12 protein-coding genes are annotated in these 13,346 nt (G+C 69.4%); 5 read left to right on the top strand and 7 right to left on the bottom strand.

The window, feature by feature from the left end; all coding sequences use genetic code 11:
• Positions 1-6 precede the first annotated feature (6 nt).
• Genes Ate02nite_RS39985 through Ate02nite_RS39975 form a run of 3 tightly spaced genes read left to right on the top strand, consistent with a single transcriptional unit; the run spans position 7 to position 2,049 of the window.
• Complete coding sequence (locus Ate02nite_RS39985) at positions 7-753, top strand: hypothetical protein (RefSeq protein WP_203813136.1); 747 nt, start codon at positions 7-9, stop codon at positions 751-753.
• Between the two features lie 37 nt (positions 754-790).
• Positions 791-1,342, top strand: a complete 552-nt coding sequence (locus Ate02nite_RS39980) for an RNA polymerase sigma factor (RefSeq protein WP_438871323.1) — start codon at positions 791-793, stop codon at positions 1,340-1,342.
• Complete coding sequence (locus tag Ate02nite_RS39975; RefSeq protein ID WP_203813135.1) at positions 1,342-2,049, top strand: hypothetical protein; 708 nt, start codon at positions 1,342-1,344, stop codon at positions 2,047-2,049. The genes Ate02nite_RS39980 and Ate02nite_RS39975 overlap by 1 nt, the downstream gene beginning before the upstream one ends.
• Here the strand turns inward: Ate02nite_RS39975 and Ate02nite_RS39970 are convergent.
• Positions 2,032-2,394, bottom strand: a complete 363-nt coding sequence (locus Ate02nite_RS39970; protein ID WP_203813134.1) for a winged helix-turn-helix transcriptional regulator — start codon at positions 2,392-2,394, stop codon at positions 2,032-2,034. The genes Ate02nite_RS39975 and Ate02nite_RS39970 overlap by 18 nt on opposite strands.
• 50 nt (positions 2,395-2,444) lie before the next feature.
• Between Ate02nite_RS39970 and Ate02nite_RS39965 the strand changes: the two genes are divergently transcribed.
• Positions 2,445-3,425, top strand: a complete 981-nt coding sequence (locus Ate02nite_RS39965) for a zinc-dependent alcohol dehydrogenase family protein (RefSeq protein ID WP_239148060.1) — start codon at positions 2,445-2,447, stop codon at positions 3,423-3,425.
• Here Ate02nite_RS39965 and glgB read toward each other — a convergent pair.
• Genes glgB through Ate02nite_RS39945 form a run of 4 tightly spaced genes read right to left on the bottom strand, consistent with a single transcriptional unit; the run spans position 3,422 to position 10,680 of the window.
• Positions 3,422-5,527, bottom strand: coding sequence for a 1,4-alpha-glucan branching protein GlgB (gene glgB / locus Ate02nite_RS39960; protein WP_203813352.1), 2,106 nt, complete (start codon positions 5,525-5,527; stop codon positions 3,422-3,424). The two genes, Ate02nite_RS39965 and glgB, sit on opposite strands and share 4 nt — an antisense overlap.
• Before the next feature lie 59 nt (positions 5,528-5,586).
• The gene (locus Ate02nite_RS39955) at positions 5,587-6,915 is read right to left on the bottom strand and encodes a maltokinase N-terminal cap-like domain-containing protein (protein WP_203813133.1); all 1,329 of its coding nucleotides are present in this window, start codon (positions 6,913-6,915) and stop codon (positions 5,587-5,589) included.
• On the bottom strand, positions 6,912-8,681 hold the full coding sequence (gene treS / locus Ate02nite_RS39950; protein WP_203813132.1) for a maltose alpha-D-glucosyltransferase: 1,770 nt from the start codon (positions 8,679-8,681) through the stop codon (positions 6,912-6,914). Before treS ends, Ate02nite_RS39955 begins: the two co-directional genes overlap by 4 nt.
• Positions 8,682-8,715: 34 nt before the next feature.
• Positions 8,716-10,680: an alpha-1,4-glucan--maltose-1-phosphate maltosyltransferase gene (locus tag Ate02nite_RS39945; RefSeq protein ID WP_203813131.1), complete on the bottom strand. Its 1,965-nt coding sequence runs from the start codon at positions 10,678-10,680 to the stop codon at positions 8,716-8,718.
• A 440-nt stretch (positions 10,681-11,120) separates the two neighbouring features.
• Between Ate02nite_RS39945 and Ate02nite_RS39940 the strand changes: the two genes are divergently transcribed.
• A complete protein-coding gene (locus Ate02nite_RS39940; protein ID WP_203813130.1) occupies positions 11,121-11,699 on the top strand; it encodes a hypothetical protein in 579 nt (192 codons plus the stop codon).
• 54 nt (positions 11,700-11,753) lie between these two features.
• Here Ate02nite_RS39940 and Ate02nite_RS39935 read toward each other — a convergent pair whose 3' ends face one another.
• Both Ate02nite_RS39935 and ppgK read right to left on the bottom strand, forming a co-directional pair.
• Positions 11,754-12,218, bottom strand: a complete 465-nt coding sequence (locus Ate02nite_RS39935; RefSeq protein WP_203813129.1) for a PPOX class F420-dependent oxidoreductase — start codon at positions 12,216-12,218, stop codon at positions 11,754-11,756.
• Position 12,219: 1 nt separating this feature from the next.
• Positions 12,220-12,978 (bottom strand): polyphosphate--glucose phosphotransferase, encoded by a 759-nt coding sequence (ppgK, locus tag Ate02nite_RS39930; RefSeq protein WP_203813128.1) that lies wholly within the window; start codon positions 12,976-12,978, stop codon positions 12,220-12,222.
• Between the last annotated feature and the right edge of the window lie 368 nt (positions 12,979-13,346).

Raw genomic sequence — 13,346 nt, 5'->3', positions numbered from 1 at the left:
GAGCGCATGGCCGTGGTTGCCGCGCTCCTTCTTCTCCTCGGTGTCTGCATGGTGCTGGTCACCGGGATCTTCGCTCTGATCAGCATCGGTGACCTGCGCATGTCGCGGCTTCTGCGCCGCACCGTGCCGGCCCCGCTCGGCTCGTGGCCCGCCCGGGGCCGGGTGTCGGCCGAGGCGGTCACCGAGTACGGGCCGGCGGGCCCGCAGATCGGTCCGCTGAGCGGCGAGGACTGTACCTGGTACGAGATGACCATCGTCCGCGACGACGGCGAGAACCGCTCCGATGTGTACCTGGACGGCGGGAAGGCGCCGGCCTGGCCGGCGCTCGCGGACGCGACCGGCCGGGTCACCCTCGATCCCCGGCTGCTGGTGGACGGCCGCGGGCAGGCGCTGACCTATCACGCGTCGACCGTGACCGAGTCGAGCACCGAGAGCTGGCGGAAGAAGCGCGGCGAGACCCCGCCGGCCTGGGCGACGCCGAAGATCGCGCGGAGCACCAGTAACGGCGATGTCCTGCAGCTGCAGGAGGTGCGCCTGCCGCGCGGCCGCGAGGTGTTCGTCATGGGCCGGGCCGCGAACGGTTCGGTGCGCCCGATGCGGCGGGCGTTCGTCACCCCGGAACGGTGGGCCGACATGATCGCCGCCAAGGAGTCCGACCAGCGGCTGATGACGGTGACCATGCCGATCTTCATCGTGGTCGGCGTGCTGGTCGCGGCGGCCGGCTTCGGTCTCCTGCTTTTAGTTACCCGCTGAGGTGCAACGCCCGGACCGGTCCGGGCGTGTAGTCGCCGTGACAGCATTCGCCGGAACGAGACCGGAGGCGCTGCCCGCCGTGCCGAACGAGACCGCGTCTTTCGACGAGATCTACGCCGCGCACTACGGCGACCTCACCGTGCAGCTCTATGCCTACTTCGGCGACCGGCAGGAGGCCCAGGACGTCGTCCAGGAGGCGTTCTGCCGGGCGTACGCGAGATGGCGCACCATGTCCCGCTTCGATGACCCGGTCGCCTGGGTCCGCCGGGTCGCCTGGAACCTGGCGGTCAGCGGCTGGCGCCGCAAACGCACCGTGCGCACCTTCCTGCGCCGCCAGCGCCCGATCGAACCGCAGGTCGACGGGCCCCAACCGGAGCGGGTCGCGCTGGTCGCGGCACTGGCCACGCTCCCCGACAACCACCGTCGCGCGATGGTGCTGCGTTACCTGGCCGACCTGACTGTCGCCGAGATCGCCGAGCGGGAGGGCGTCCCGGTGGGGACCGTGAAGTCCTGGTTGTCCCGTGCCCGGCAGGCGCTGGCCGCCCGGCTCGACCTCGCCGAAACGACCGCGCCGGAGGAGACCCCGTGATGACCGACGAACTCGAAAACCTCTTCAAAGACCTCCGCACCCGTACGCTCGGCGAAATCGTCCCGCCCGGCGCGCCCCAGGCCCGGGCCGTGGTACGCCGCCGGCGCGGTGTCGCCGTCTCGGCCGGCGCCGGGGTCACCGTGGCCGCGATCCTGATCGGCGCCGGCTTCGGCCTGTACCCGGGCACCGGCGGCGACTACGCCGTCGGCGACGCCCCCAGTGACGGACCGTCCAGCTCCGACTTCCCGGTGATGCCGGACCCGACCGGGCCGGAGTACGACCGGGCCACGGCGGCCGGCGGCCTGCTCGCGGACCGCGACAAGACGCCCACCTCGATCAGGGCGACCCAGGGCGTGGTCGCCCCGGACTACGAGAACCACGTGAACGACATGGCGGCCGACAAGTACGCGTTCCGCTTCTTCTGCGTCGGCCCCGGCACCGTGCAGGTCGTCGTCAAGCAGGGCGAGACCGGCAACACGGTGCTGGGCCAGGGCACCGCGACCTGCGCGGCGCAGAACCCGGAGCCGCTGGAACTGACCATCCGCCAGCCGAAGTACGGCTACCTGCGGCTCTTCGCGGTGGGCGACGCCGCCGCGAACGGCCAGGCCGGGTTCGCCTTCGAGTTCCTCAGCACCACCGGCAAGACCTTCGGCGGGGTCTCCGGCGCCCCGACGCTGTCGGTCTCGTCATCACCCTCCGGGGGCTGAGTTCTCCTGGAAGTCGACGATGGCCTCGCCGTGGTCGCGGGCCCAGGCGGTGAGCACCTTGATCGGTTCGACCAGGGTGCCACCGAGCGGGGTCAGGCTGTATTCGACGCGCGGCGGGGCCTCGGCGTACGCGTGTCGTTCGACCAGGCCGTACGTCTGAAGCCGGCGCAGCGTCTGGGTGAGGACCTTGCGGGAGATGCCGCCGATCAGTTCGGCCAGGTCGCCGGGCCGCTGCGGTTCGAGGCTGAGCGCGAACAGCACGATCACCGCCCATTTCTCGGCGATGATCTCGACCGCCAGACGAGTGGGGCAGTCGGCCAGGAAGACCCCGCGAGTGTTCTGCACGGGATCAAAAGTTACCAGCGGGTGCCAATCGGCTCCGTAGCGTTTTTCGCATGCCACGAATTGTTGTGTTCGATGAGATCGGTGGTCCGGACGTCCTGCACCTCGTCGAGGAGGCGGTGGTCGAGCCGGCCCCGGACGAGGTCCGGGTGCGGATCGAGGCGTTCGCCGTGAACCCGCTCGACCAGATGATCCGGGCCGGCCAGTCGCCGCGGCCGGTGCAACTGCCGCACGCCCGGCTGGGTGTCGAGGGGACCGGGGTGATCGACGCGGTCGGGTCCGGGGTCACCGGGCTGGCGGTCGGCGATCCGGTCCTGCTCGCCGCCATCCCCGACTTCGAGACCCGGGGCGCGTACGCCGAGTACACCACGGTGCTCGCCAGCCGGGTCGTGCCCCGCCCGGCCGGGCTGGACGTGCCCGAGGCGGCGGCGCTGTGGGTCGCCTACTTCACCGCGTACGGCGCGCTGGTCGAGAAGGCCGGGATGCGACCCGGCGACCACGTGCTGATCACCGCCGCGTCGGGCGGGGTGGGCCGGGCCGCGATCCAGATCGCCAACCAGATCGGCGCGGTGCCGATCGCGGTCACCCGGTCGAGCGCGAAGGTGCAGAGCCTGCTCGACGCCGGCGCGGCCGCGGTGATCGCCACCGACCGCGAGGACGTGGCCGAGGCCACCCGGCGGCTCACCGGTGGGGCGGGCGCCGACCTGATCCTGGACGCCGTGATGGGTCCGGGCCTGGCCGACCTGTCGCTGGCCGCCAAGCTCGGCGGCCAGTTGATCGCGGTGGGCTGGCTGGACCCGCGGCCCGCGTCGTTCCCGGCCAACCCGTCGCTGACCATCCGCCGCTTCATGGGCTTCGCCGACATGGTCGACCCGGTGATCGTCCGGCGGGTCGCCGCCTTCCTGGCCGCCGGCGTCCGTTCCGGTGTGCTGCGCCCCACGGTCGACCGGGTGTTCACCCTGGACGACATCGTGGAGGCGCACCACTACCTGGAGAAAGGCACCCCGACGGGCAAGATCGTGGTGACCGTCTAGGCGGTGAACCGCAGCCAGACCGCCCCCAGCGGCGGCACCCGCAGCGAGACCGAGGCGTTGAAGCCGTGCCACGGCAGCTCCTCGGCCGTCACCTCGCCGAGGTTGCCGACGCCCGACCCGCCGTACAGCTCGCTGTCGGTGTTGACGACCTCTTCCCAGCGGCCCGGCCGGGGAAGGCCGATGCGGTAACCCTCGTGCGGGACCGCGGCGAAGTTGACCACGCAGGCCAGGGCGTCGCCGTTGGGGGCGAAGCGGACGAACGAGAATGTGTTGTGCTGCGAGTCCTCGCTGGTGATCCAGCGGAAGCCGGACGGGCTGGTGTCCTGGGTCCAGATCGCCGGGGTCTCCTTGTAGACCCGGTTCAGGTCCTTGACCAGGCCCTTCACGCCACCGAAGGCCGGGTCCTCGAGCAGGCCCCAGTCGAGGCCGCGCTCCTCGGACCACTCCCGCATGTCGCCCATCTCGCTGCCCATGAACAGCAACTGCTTGCCGGTGAAGGCCCACATGAAGCCGAGCAGGGCGCGGGTGCTGGCCAGTTTCTGCCACTGGTCGCCGGGCATCTTGCCGGCCAGCGAACCCTTGCCGTGCACGACCTCGTCGTGGCTGATCGGCAGGATGTAGTTCTCGCTCCAGGCGTACACCGTGGCGAAGGTCATCTGGTGGTGGTGCCACTGCCGGTAGATCGGCTCCTTCTCCATGTAGGAGAGGGTGTCGTTCATCCAGCCCATGTTCCATTTGAAGCCGAAGCCCAGGCCGCCCAGGTGGGTGGGGCGGGTGACGCCCGGCCACGCGGTGGACTCCTCGGCGATGGTGACCACGCCGGGGTTGTTCTTGTAGACGGTCGCGTTCATCTCCTGCAGGAAGCTGATCGCGTCGAGGTTTTCCCGGCCGCCATATTGATTCGGGGTCCACTCGCCGTCCTTGCGCGAGTAGTCCAGGTAGAGCATCGAGGCCACCGCGTCGACCCGCAGGCCGTCGGCGTGGAACTCCTCGCACCAGTACACCGCGTTGGCCACCAGGAAGTTGCGGACCTCCTTGCGGCCGAAGTCGAACACGTACGTACCCCAGTCGGGGTGCTCGCCGCGACGCCAGTCGCCGTGCTCGTAGAGCGGGGTGCCGTCGAAGCGGGCCAGGGCCCACTCGTCCTTGGGGAAGTGGGCGGGCACCCAGTCGAGGATGACGCCGATGCCGGCCTGGTGCAGCTTGTCGACCAGGTAGCGGAACTCGTCGGGGCTGCCGAACCGCGAGGTGGGGGCGAAGTAGCCGGTGACCTGGTAACCCCAGGAGCCGCCGAACGGGTGCTCCATCACCGGCATCAGCTCGACGTGGGTGAAGCCCATCTCGACCACGTAATCCACCAGCTGCGACGCCAGCTCGGTGTAGGACAGACCGGGCCGCCACGAGCCCAGGTGCACCTCGTACGCGCTGGTCGGCTCCTGGTGCCACTGCTTGGTGGCGCGCTCGCGCATCCAGTCGGTGTCGGCCCACTCGTAGGTGGACTCGAAGACCACCGACGCGGTGGCCGGCGGCACCTCGGTGTGCTGGGCCAGCGGGTCGGCGTGCTCGCGCCAGACGCCGTCCCGGCCGAGGATCTTGTACTTGTACTTGGAGCCGGGCCGCGCCTCCGGGACGAAGACCTCCCAGACGCCGCTGCTGCCGAGCGACCGCATCGGCCAGCCGTCGTACGGGCCCCAGCCGGAGAAGTCCCCGACCACCTGGACACCGCGGGCGGCCGGCGCCCACACCGCGAAACCGACGCCGTTGCCGCGCGGCTGGGCGCCCAGCACCCGCCACAGCTTCTCGTGCCGGCCCTCGCCGATCAGGTGCAGGTCGAGCTCGCCCAGGGTGGGCAGATGACGGTACGGGTCGTCGAACTCGGTGCCGTCCACGTCGAGGCGGTAGTCCAGGACCGTGCCGGGCAGCTCGACCGCGAAGATGCCGTTGTCGTGCACCTTCACCATGTCGGCGCGCTCGCCACCGTAGACGACCGAAACCTTCTCGGCGCCCTTGCGCAGGGTGCGGATCACCGTGTTCTCGCCGGTCGGGTGCGCGCCGAGGATGGCGTGCGGGTCGTGGGTATCGCCGGCCACCACGCTGTTCATGGCGCGCTGGTCGGCGGCGAGCGAGGAGGCGGGGTGGCCGATCACGAGAATGGCTCCTTCTAGCTGGGGTTGTTCGGGCCGACCAGCCGGGCGATGGACCGCAGGGGGATCCGCAGCCATCCGGGCCGGTGCCGTGCTTCGTACGCGGCCTCGTAGACCGCCTTGTCCAACTCGTACGCCGCGAGCAGCGCACCCTGGGTTCGTGGGTCGAGGCCGGAGGCGTGTGCGTACCCGTCGCAGAAGGCGGCCCGGTTGCGGTCCACCCACTCGCGCGCCCGCGCGGCCAGGTGCTCCTCGTCGTCCGAGTCGACAAGCAGCTGATAGGCAGCGTACTCATAGCTGCGCAGCACGCCGGCGATGTCGCGCAGCGGCGAGTCGGGCAGCCGCCGCTCGTCGAGCGGCACCCCGGGCTCGCCCTCGAAGTCGATCAGCAGCCACGCCTCGGGGGTGCGCAGCACCTGGCCGAGGTGCAGGTCGCCGTGCACCCGCTGGACCGTGACCGGCTCGCCGTCGAGGGCCCGGAACTGCGCCTCGATGGTCGGGACGTACTGCTGGATCTCGGTGACCGAGTTGGCGGCCTGGCGCAGCCGGCCGAGCACCGCGTCGAGCGGGAACGACGCCGGGCCGGAACCGAGCTCGGCGGCCAGGTCGGCGTGTACCGACGCGACCGCCTCGCCGAGCCGGTAGGACTCGCCCTGGAAGTCGCCGCCCACCTCGTCGGCGCCCATCTCGGCGTCGGCGAACAGGTCACGCGCGCTGGCGGTGGCCATCGCCCAGCCCTCGGCCGAGTTGCCGGCGAACGCGGTCACCATGCCGAGCGGGCACGGCTTGCCGCCCTCGGTGGTCTCGAACGAGCCGAGCAGCCGGGCCACGTGCGGGTTGCCGCGCCGGCCGAGCACCTGGTTGAGCTCGACGTCGGGGTTGATCCCGGTGGACACCCGGCGGAAGACCTTGAGGATCGCGTCCTCGCCGAAGATCACGCTGGTGTTGCTCTGCTCGGCGTCGAAGACCCGCGGCCAGGATTCCTCGGTGGGGAACTCGGCGCCCGGTTCCGGCTCGAAGACCACGTCGCCGACCGCGCTGCCGCCGGCCACCAGGCCGAGCAGGTAACGGGCCGCGCCCGGGTCGTAGAGGGCGTCGTAGCCGGTACGGCCCTCGAGCGTGCCGATGGTGGCCACGCTGCTGTACTCGGCGATCGGGTGGTTGTCCCAGGCCACGATCACCTGGTAGCGCTCGGCGCTGCCGTCGGTGTACTCGACGTCGACGAGCACCAGGTCGAGGTTGTCGCCGAGCTTCGTCGACGACGCCTCCTTGACGGACGCCAGGGTGCGGGCCTTACCCGCGTACCAGCGCTGTTGCGGGAGCCACTCGGCGAAGGGCAGCGTCATTGCTTCTCCTCGGACCTGCACAGCTGGAACCAGTAGAAGCCGTGCCCGGGAAGCGTCAGCAGATAGGGCAGCTGACCCACGCGCGGGAAGTTCACGTGGCCGGTCAACTCCACCGGCGTGTAGCCGTTCCAGTGCTGCAGGTTGAGCTCGATCGGTTGCGGGAAGCGCGACAGGTTGTTCACGCACAACACCACGTCGTCGCCGTTCTCGCGCAGGTAGGCGAGCACCGACGGGTTGGACCCGCCGAGTTCACGGAACGTGCCGACGGCGAACGCGTCGTGGCGGCGTCGCACCGCCAGCATCGTACGGGTCCAGTTGAGCAGCGACGTGGAACTGTCCCGCTGCGCCTCGACATTCACCGCCTGGTAGCCGTACACCGGGTCCTGGTTGGCCGGCAGGTAGAGCCGGCCCGGGTTGGCGGTGGAGAAGCCGGCGTTGCGGTCCGGCGTCCACTGCATCGGGGTGCGCACGCCGTCGCGGTCGCCGAGCCAGATGTTGTCGCCCATGCCGATCTCGTCGCCGTAGTAGAGCACCGGCGAACCGGGCAGCGACAGCAGCATCGCGGTGAACAGCTCGATCTGATTGCGGTCGTTCTCCAGCAGCGGGGCGAGACGCCGGCGGATGCCGACGTTCGCTTTCATCCGCGGGTCCTTGGCGTACTCCGAGTACATGTAGTCGCGTTCCTCGTCGGTCACCATCTCGAGCGTCAGCTCGTCGTGGTTCCGCAGGAAGATGCCCCACTGGCAGTTGTTCGGAATGGCCGGCGTCTGCGCCATGATCTCCGAGATCGGGAAACGGGACTCGCGACGGACCGCCATGAAGATGCGCGGCATCAGCGGGAAGTGGAACGCCATGTGGCATTCGTCGCCGCCGGTCGCCGAGTCGCCGAAGTACTCCACCACATCGGCCGGCCACTGATTAGCCTCGGCGAGCAGCACCCGGCCCGGGAACTCGTCGTCGATCACCTTGCGGCAGTGCTTGAGGAACGCGTGCGTCTCGGGGAGGTTCTCGCCGTTGGTGCCCTCCCGCTCGTACAGGTACGGGACCGCGTCCAGCCGGAAACCGTCGATGCCGATGTCCAGCCAGAAGCGCAGGACGTCGAGCATCGCCTCCTGCACGGCCGGGTTGTCGTAGTTCAGGTCGGGCTGGTGGGAGAAGAACCGGTGCCAGAAGAACTGGCGGCGGACCGGGTCGAACGTCCAGTTCGACTCCTCGGTGTCCACGAAGATGACCCGGGCGTCCTGGTATTTGTCGGAGGTGTCGCTCCAGACGTAGAAGTCGCCGTACGGCCCGTCCGGGTCGCGCCGGGACTCCTGGAACCAGGCGTGCTGGTCGGAGGTGTGGTTCATGACCAGGTCAGTGATCACCCGGATGCCACGCTTGTGGGCCGCGTCGAGCAGCGCCACGAAGTCCTCCACCGTGCCGAACTCCGGCAGCACCCGGTAGAAGTCGCTGATGTCGTACCCGCCGTCGCGCAGCGGCGACTGGTAGAACGGCGGCAGCCAGAGGCAGTCGACGCCGAGCCACTGCAGGTAGTCGAGCCGCTCGATCAGGCCGCGCAGGTCGCCGGAGCCGTCCGAGCTGGAGTCGTAGAAGGCCCGGACCAGGACCTCGTAGAACACCGCTCGCTGGAACCAGGTCGTGTCGGCGGGCAGTGACCGGGCGTGGCCGAAGTCCTCAGCGGTGGGATGTTCGACCACACCGTCCTCGACGTGGCTTCCCTCCGCCGGGTCGTACGCCGGATCGAGATCTTCAGTCAGGTCCATTGCTTTCCCACCTACCCACCCGCAGGTACTTGAATCAGTTCCGCTTCACGACAAAGACGTGCGCCGGCTCGACGTAGGGGTCGATCCGGACGGCGTTGTGCTGGCCCCACTCGTAGGTCGCCCCGGTGATCTGGTCGGTCACCGAGAACCGCTCGTGCCAGTCCATGCCGAGTTCGGGCATGTTGAGCGTGACGTTGCCCCACTGCACGTTGCTGGCGTCGAAGGAGACGACAACCAGAACGGTGTTACCGGTCTCCAGGTCACGCTTGGAGAAGACCAGGAGTGAACCGTTATCAACTTCGTGGAAGCGCAGGTTGCGCAACCAGTGCAGCGCGGGGTTCTCGGCCCGGACCTTGTTGAGCCGGGTGATGTACGGCGCCAGGGACCGGCCGGTGCGCTCGGCGGCCGCCCAGTCCCGCGGCTTGAGCTCGAATTTCTCGTTGTCCACATATTCTTCGGCACCCGGCCGGGCCACGTGCTCGAAGAGCTCCAGCCCCGAGTACATGCCCCAGGACGGCGAGAGCATGCTCGCCAGCACGGTGCGAATCTTGAACATCGGCGGGCCGCCGTGCTGCAGCGTCTCGTGCAGGATGTCGGGGGTGTTGGGCCAGAAGTTGGGCCGCATCCAGTCCAGCGTCGAGATCAGCTGACCCATGTATTCGCGCATCTCCCAGGCCGTGGTGCGCCAGGTGAAGTACGTGTACGACTGGGTGAAGCCGATCTTGCCGAGGCCGTTCATCATGGCCGGCCGGGTGAACGCCTCGGCCAGGAACAGCACGTCCGGATCGGTTTCCTTGATCTTGGCGATCAGCCACTGCCAGAAGTTCAGCGCCTTGGTGTGCGGGTTGTCGACGCGGAAGATCTTGACGCCGTTGTCGATCCAGTGCCGGACCACGCGGTACACCTCGTCGCGCAGGCCACGGTAGTCGTTGTCCCAGTTCAGCGGGTAGATGTCCTGGTACTTCTTGGGCGGGTTCTCGGCGTACGCGATGGTGCCGTCGGCCTTGGTGGTGAAGAACTGCGGGTGCGACTTGACCCACGGGTGGTCGGGTGCGACCTGCAACGCCAGGTCCATCGCCACCTCGAGGCCGTTCTCGGCGGCGGTGGCGAGGAACGCGCGGAAGTCTTCCAGGGTGCCCAGCTGCGGGTGGATGGCGTCGTGACCGCCCTCGTCCGAGCCGATCGCCCACGGCGAACCGACGTCGACCGGGCGGGCCACCAGGGTGTTGTTGCGGCCCTTGCGGTTGATCTTGCCGATCGGGTGGATCGGCGGAAGGTAGAGCACGTCGAAGCCCATGGCCGCGACCGCCGGGATGCGCTCGGCGGCGGTGCGGAAGGTGCCGTGCTTGATCGGGGTCGCGTCCGGGCCGATCTCGGCGCCCTCGGAGCGGGGGAAGAATTCGTACCAGGAGGAATAGAGCGCGCGCTGCCGGTCGACCCAGACCGCGTAGGACCGGGTGGTGGTGACCTGCAGGCGCACCGGGTTGTCCCAGAGCAGATCTTCCAGGTCGAGCGCGGGGGAGACCCGGGCGAACAGCGACTGCTGCTCGTCGCGCAGCACCGCGGCAGCGGTGCGCACCCGCTCCTCGTCCTCGTGCGGCACGATCTTGGTGGCCAGGTCGAGCACGTCGGCGCCCTCGGCCAGGTCGTTGGCCAGGTCTTCCAGGCCCTGGCCGGCGCCGATCTTCTTCACCACGGCGTCGCGCCAGGTCCGGTAGGGATCCTCGAACGCCTCCACGGTGAACGTCCACCGGCCGACCTTGTCCGGTCGAATGAGGCCGTGCCACTGGTCGAGGCCGGGTTCGCCGGGACGCATGCGGGTGAACGGTTCGGATTCGCCGTCGGGCCCGCGCCATACCACGTTTACACCGAGGGCGTGGTGTCCTTCGCGATAGGACACCGCGGAGACCGGCACGAATTCACCAACGACGGCCTTGGCGGGGTATCGCCCGCAGGACACGGACGGCGTTACGTCTTCGATAGGAAAACGACCGGTCATGATCTCCACCGTAGTCAGCGGGGCGGGCGTGGACGCGGCGAAATGAGTACCGCCGTCAGGGCATACTTCTCCGCAGGGGAGGCACCACAAACAAGCGGCAAGCCGATGGGTTAAACCTACCGGAGTGCGCTCAGCCCGGCTCGTTCAGGAGTGCCCGTGCGCCTCGGGTGAATTTCGACAGTTCGCCCTCTCTCCTTGCTTACCCGGTTTTGATCATCGGGACGTTTCCGGCCGGCAAATTCAAGTTCGCAAAACCTTTCCGGGTACGCCGTGAGCTGTCCACAAGCGCAACACCCGGCCCAGTAGTAACGGGAGGGGAGCGCGTCGGTTGCCGAGCGGTCCCATCACGGTCACCCTGCTCAAGCTCACCACCCCGGCCGCCGAGGTAATCCCTGACGCGGTTCGACCGGAGCCGCGCCTGACACCTCCAGGAGCACCTCGTGGCCGGACCGTCTGTCGAGCTCTCGCCGGTGATCGCCGCCAGCACCCATTGGCTGTCGCGCGCTTACCCCGCGGGCACCCCCGACACCATCACCCACACGCTCTCCGAGTTGCAGGCGCGCCAGGCCGTCACGGTCGCCGCGTGGCTGCGCTACCCGACCGAGATGGACGCGGCCCTGGTCGCGATCGCCGGCCCGGGCGGCTCCGCCGTCCTGGACTGGCGGGTCGGCAGCGAGCCCGACGACGAGGAGGCCGAGGAGGAGGGCTGGCGTACCTGGGTCGACGAGGTCGTCGTCAGCTGGGCCGCCTGCCTGCTGGCCAACCCGATGCTGGCCCGCCGGGGTGTCGACGCGGTCGCCGCCGCCATCCCGCCCAGCCGCGACGAGCGGCCCCGCCCGCTCCCGCGCCGGGCCGGCGGCCTGCCGAACGAGTTCCGCCGCCTGCTCGACCCGGACGACCGGGACCGGGACGCGGCCGTGCTGCTGCGCCACCCCGACCTGCTCGAGCCGGTCGCCTCGATGCACCGCGACACGCTGCACTACCTGCTCGGTGTCGAGCAGGTCGAGCACGCGGTCTGAGACCCCCCAAGAAAGAAGGCCGGCGCCCTGGTTCAGGGCGCCGGCCTTGTTCTCTTAGTTGGCCAATCTTGCCGGGAACCCGCCGGTCGCTATCGGGCCCCACCGGTCGATGGTGATGCGGATCAGGGATTTGCCCTGGTCACGCATCGCCTGACGGTACTCGTCCCAGTTCGGGTGCTCGCCCGAGATGCAGCGGAAGTAATCGACAAGGGGCTCGACCGAGTCGGGCAGGTCGATCACCTCGGCCGTCCCGTCGACCTGCACCCAGGCCCCGCCGAAGTCGTCGCCGAGCAACAGCACCGACACCTGCGGGTTGCGCCGGACGTTCATCGCCTTGGCCCGCTCGGGGTAGGTGGAGATGACGATCCGGCCCTCGGTGTCGACGCCGCACGTGTTGGGCGACGCCTGCGGGCGCCCGTCGCGGCGGGTGGTCATCAGGATCGCGTGGTGCCGCGGCCGGATGAACTCCAGCAGACCGTCGCGGTCGACGGTGGTGTTGGTAGCGATGGTCCGGGGCACGTCAGACCTGCACCGGGGAGCCGGTCGACGCCTGCTCGGCCGCGACCGCCGCGCCGATGATGCCGGCGTTGTTGAGCAGGGTGGCCGGGACCATCGGGGTGCGGATGTTGATCAGCGGGAAGAACTTGTCGGACTTCTTGCTGACCCCGCCGCCGATGATGAACAGCCGCGGCGAGAGCAGCATCTCGACGTGCTTGAGGTAGTCCTCCACCCGGCCGGCCCACTTCTCCCAGCTCATGTCCTCGGCCTCGCGGGCCCGGTCGGAGGCGCGCGCCTCGGCGTCCTTGCCGTCCAGCTCGAGGTGGCCGAACTCGGTGTTCGGGATCAGGACGCCGTCGAGGAACAGCGCGCTGCCGATGCCGGTGCCGAAGGTGAGCATCATGATCAGGCCGCGCTGGTCGCGGCCGGCCCCGAACGCCACCTCGGCCGCGCCGGCCGCGTCGGCGTCGTTGAGCACGGTGACCGGCTTGCCGAGCCGGTCGCTGAACAGCTGGGCCGCGGGCGCGTCGAGCCACGACTTGTCGACGTTGGCCGCCGTGCGGGTGACGCCGTCGACCACCACGCCGGGGAAGGTGATGCCGACCCGGTCGAAGTCGTCGAACTGGGCGGCCACCTCGGCCACCGCCTCGACGACACTGGTCACGTCGCTGGGTTGCGGCGTGGGCACGCGGAACCGCTCGGCGAGCAGGTCGCCGCCGATGGTGTCGACCGGCGCCCCCTTCACGCCGGAGCCGCCGATGTCGATGCCGAGAGTGGCCATCTGTGTTCCCGTCCGCTTCTTCGAAGATGTTTCCCGCTGTTTACCACGGGGGACCGACATTGAATCCTCGCGGATGTCCCTCTTGCCACGCCTGCCTCGGTCATTCGGCGTGAGTGACTCATACTTTCGGCTAGTGTCACGTAGTCTTTCCGGCTAGCGTGGAGTCACTGAACGGTCGCCGCGTGCGGGCACGGCTCTCTGCCCGTTTGATGGAGGACCACCCAAATGATCCAGACCATGGCCGGACCGAGGACCCACCAGAGCTCAGTGTCGGACAGCGCCGCCGAGTTGCTCAACGCGATGGCGGCCACGCCCGCCGACCACCCGTCCCGCCCCGCGATGCGGGACGCCGCGATCGAGGCCTGGCT

This window comes from Paractinoplanes tereljensis (assembly GCF_016862435.1).
Taxonomy (GTDB): Bacteria; Actinomycetota; Actinomycetes; order Mycobacteriales; family Micromonosporaceae; genus Actinoplanes; species Actinoplanes tereljensis.
Note: the sequence above shows the minus strand (reverse complement) of the source record. Positions and strands in the feature narration are given on the sequence as shown.

What these genes read in the sequence shown, in the direction of transcription:
- Ate02nite_RS39985 (WP_203813136.1), top strand. Translation starts at nt 7, where the DNA reads ATGGCCGTGGTTGCCGCGCTCCTTCTTCTCCTCGGTGTCTGCATGGTG.
- Ate02nite_RS39975 (WP_203813135.1), top strand. Translation starts at nt 1,342, where the DNA reads ATGACCGACGAACTCGAAAACCTCTTCAAAGACCTCCGCACCCGTACG.
- Ate02nite_RS39965 (WP_239148060.1), top strand. Translation starts at nt 2,445, where the DNA reads ATGCCACGAATTGTTGTGTTCGATGAGATCGGTGGTCCGGACGTCCTG.
- glgB (WP_203813352.1), bottom strand. Translation starts at nt 5,527, where the DNA reads ATGAACAGCGTGGTGGCCGGCGATACCCACGACCCGCACGCCATCCTC.
- Ate02nite_RS39955 (WP_203813133.1), bottom strand. Translation starts at nt 6,915, where the DNA reads ATGACGCTGCCCTTCGCCGAGTGGCTCCCGCAACAGCGCTGGTACGCG.
- treS (WP_203813132.1), bottom strand. Translation starts at nt 8,681, where the DNA reads ATGGACCTGACTGAAGATCTCGATCCGGCGTACGACCCGGCGGAGGGA.
- Ate02nite_RS39945 (WP_203813131.1), bottom strand. Translation starts at nt 10,680, where the DNA reads ATGACCGGTCGTTTTCCTATCGAAGACGTAACGCCGTCCGTGTCCTGC.
- ppgK (WP_203813128.1), bottom strand. Translation starts at nt 12,978, where the DNA reads ATGGCCACTCTCGGCATCGACATCGGCGGCTCCGGCGTGAAGGGGGCG.